The sequence below is a fragment of the Bizionia saleffrena genome (genome assembly GCF_008086175.1).
Classification (GTDB): Bacteria; Bacteroidota; Bacteroidia; order Flavobacteriales; family Flavobacteriaceae; genus Bizionia; species Bizionia saleffrena.
The window spans coordinates 1-4,159 of record NZ_VSKM01000029.1 but is presented as its reverse complement, the minus strand read 5'-3'; the positions used below and the strand labels follow the sequence as shown (position 1 = coordinate 4,159).

The window sequence follows — 4,159 nt, the reverse complement described above, 5'->3', positions numbered from 1 at the left end:
CCAACGTGCGACGGCGGTATTGTCGATACAGAAGCAACACCAGGCGGAACGTATGTGTTTAACCCAGTACCAACGGATGGCGCTGTAATAGATGCTACCACAGGGACCGTTTCTGGCGGACAACCAAATACGACTTACGAAGTAGAATACACAACAAACGGTGCGTGTCCAGCAACTGAAATTTACTCGTTAACCAGTTACCCATTACCAACGGTGGTAACACCAACAGTATTAGGGGTTTGTGATGATGCCACACCAGATGGTTTTACAGAAATTGATTTAAGCATTAAAAATGGTGAAATTTCAGGTGGAAACCCGAACTACTCGGTAACGTATTATCTTACTCAGGCAGATGCCGATGCGCAAGCTAATCCATTACCAATACCCTACACGAATGTTACTAATCCGCAAATTGTATTTGTAAATGTTGAAGATATTACTACCTCTTGTAGTGATACGACACCATTAACACTACAAGTAGAAGATGCTCCAGTAGCATTTACACCAACAGCATTAGAATATTGCGATCCAGACAGCGATGGTTTTGGAGTGTTTACGCTAAGCGATGCAGATTCAGAAATAAATGGCGGTGATAACACCTTAGTAATAACGTACCACGAAACGTTATCAGATTCTGAAAATGATGTTAACCCATTAGCAAGTCCGTATAACAATATTGTAGTGAATCAGCAAACGATCTACGTACGTATTGAGAGTCCGACGATTTCTACTAATTGTGCGAGTTTCGTAGAATTAATATTAATTGTAAACCCAACACCAGAGATAATCGACCCAACACCATTGGAAGTGTGTGACGATAACGCCGATGGTTATGCGACTTTCGATTTACCAACAAAAAACACAGAGATTCTAAACGGATTAGACCCGACGTTATATACCGTAACTTTTTACGAGTCTGAGGCAAATGCACTACTACCAAATAACGCTATCGCATCACCAAATGCTTATGTTAATATCGTTCAAGACATGCAAACGCTATGGGTACGTGTAGAAGACAGTGCCACAGGGTGTTTCTCTATAACGACTTTAGATATTATTGTAAACCCATTACCAGTTTTAGTACAGCCAACGCCATTAACGCTTTGTGACTATGTTACTCCAAACGATGGTGCAGAACCGTTTACTTTAGAAGATGCCAACGCAGAAATTTTAGGAGGACTAACAGGAATTACATTGAGTTACCACTTAACACAAGTTGGAGCGGATACCGATACAGATGAAATTTTTAGCCCGTATGTAAATACAAGTAATGCACAAACTATTTATATCCGTGCAGAAAATAACGTTACAGGATGTGTCAATACTATTACTTTAGATTTACGTGTAACACCAACACCATCGCCAGTTGCAAACCCAGATCCATTGGAAGTTTGTGATACTGATAATGATGGTTTTGCTCAGTTCGATATTTATAGCCAGTCAACAATCATTCAAAACGGAGAAACAGGAGTAACGGTAACGTACCACGAAACCTTAGCAAATGCTGAAGCAGGAACAAGTCCGTTAGCAAACTTTTACAATAATATTATTGCCAATTTGCAAACAATATATGTACGTGTAGAAAATACAGGAGTTGCGCCAACACCAGGAACAGGATGTTATACAATTGTAGAGTTAGACTTGGTGGTGTTACCATCGCCAGTAGTACCATTAGATATTGAAGACTATGTTATTTGTGATGATAATGGAGATGGCTTTGCACAATTTGATTTTGATGCAGTGATTTCACCAGAAGTTTATGGTACACAATCGCAAGCAGATTTTACATTAACCTACCACGTGTCTCAAGCCGATGCTGATTCAGGAAACGATCCTATTGTAAATTCTTCAAACTATACCAATGCGGTAAACCCTCAAACGATTTATATTCGTTTATCGAGTAACGGCAATGGTTGTGTAAGTACAGGATCGTTTGTTATAGAAGTGGCTTTTCCACCCGTATTAAATCCTAATTACGATAATACGTTATCACAATGTGATGATTTAGATGCCGATTACCACGAAGATAATGATGGCTTTACGGCTTTCGATTTAACCGTTGAAGACTCAGAAATAGTAAATGGTAACCCAAGTTGGACTGTAGACTATTACACCACTTTGGCTGATGCGCAAGCAGGCACCAATATGATTCCAGATCCAACAGACTTTACCAATACGGTAATGGGACCACAAACATTATTTGTAGTAGTAACTGATGGAGATACTGGATGTATCTCATACACAACCGTTACTATTCGTGTATTAAATAATCCATCGCCAGGAGAAGATCCAGCCGATATTATTTTATGCGACGATAACGCGACTGGCGATATGATTGAAGTCTTCGACTTAACAGTAAACGAGACTTATATTATTAACGGTGAAGATGCTAGTAACCCAATACACTTAAGTTACTATACTAGTGAAGACGCTGCCGTAACAGGTACCAATGCTATTGTAGATCCAACCCAACACAGTAACGAAGATCCTACAAATGCGGGTGTTGCCATTAACCCACAAACTATTTATGTGCGTGTAACAAATGGAGACGATGTAACCGGATTAAACGGAACAGGGTGTTACAGTTTAGAAGATTTCGACTTAATAGTAAACCCATTACCAGACGTAGTACCGGTAGCGGATTACATTATTTGTGAATTGAATAATGACGGCGTTGCACAGTTTGATTTCACAACAATGACCGGTGAGATTTTAAACGGACAAGATCCCGCAGTATTTACAGTAACGTATCACGAAACGATAGCGGAGGCCGAACAAGGTATCAATGCATTAACAACATTGTACACTAACACCAGTAATCCGCAAGAGATTTTTGTAAACATTACCAATACAGATACAGGCTGTGATATTGCAACGGTAAGCTTTATGATTGAAGTACAAGAAGCAGCACAAGCAAATCCAGATTTAGTACCAATTGTTTATGAGATCTGTGATGATGAAATGGATTTTGATGGTGATACCACAAATAACACCGCACAATTTGATTTAGCAACACAAAATGAGTTTGTATTAGACGGACAAGATCCTGTAAGCTATACGGTGAGTTATTACGATAACCAACTAGATGCCAATGCCGGAACCAATGCGTTACCATTTTTATACGAAAACACAGTAAACCCACAAGTTATTATTGTGCGTGTAGATAATGATACACTAGTAGATGATGGCACTGGAACAATGGAAGACAGCTCACAATGTTTTGAAACGGCAACGTTAACATTACAAGTGAATATGTTACCGTCTTTCGATTTAGACGCTACGTATTTATTATGTGTAAACACCAACGGAACAGAAGTCGTTAATGTACCAGTAATAGACACCGGCTTAGATGCAACACAATACACATTCGAGTGGAGTTATAACGGTACTGTTTTACCAGCAGAAACAGCCCCAGCATTAACCCCAACACAAGGCGGAACGTATAGCGTTGTAGTAACCGATGTGACATCAAGTGGCGCAACACAATGTTCAAGTACAGAGAGTACACTAGTAGAAGAAAGTGAGCCTCCAGTATTAACAACAGAAGTAACCACTTTAGCTTTTGCAAATGAACACGCAATAGACGCTACAGCGACAGGAAACGGAATTGCCGTTTATGAGTTTAGTATCGATGGCGGCGCTTGGGAAATCGGGGTATTAACTGCTAGTGGTTCTTATAGCTATACCTTTAATAATGTATCGGCAGGAGAGCACGTTATCACAGCAAGAGATGCTAACGGATGTGGAGAAGCGAGTGAAATAGTATTAGTAATGGATTACCCATTATACTTTACACCAAACGGTGATGGTTACCATGATACTTGGAACATCTATGGTGTGGAGAGTCAGCCAGATGCTAAAATATTTATCTTCGACCGATTTGGAAAACTGTTAAAACAATTAAGTCCAACAGGCGCAGGCTGGGATGGAACGTACAACGGAAACCCAATGCCAACAAGCGACTATTGGTTTACTGTAGATTACAGAGAGCCAGGCACAGATAATAAGAAAAGCTTTAAAGCGCACTTTACACTAAAGCGCTAAAAGCGATATAATAATCACATAGAATACACCAAAAAAACCTGAACAGTACTGTTCAGGTTTTTTTTATGCCTATAGTTAAACTTATGCGTTTTGTTGTTTTGTTAGAGCTGTAGGG

1 protein-coding gene is annotated in these 4,159 nt (G+C 39.6%); it reads left to right on the top strand.

From position 1 onward, the window contains the following. On the top strand, positions 1-4,044 hold a 4,044-nt coding region (locus tag ES676_RS14410), incomplete at its 5' end, for a T9SS type B sorting domain-containing protein (protein WP_148371023.1). Between the last annotated feature and the right edge of the window lie 115 nt (positions 4,045-4,159).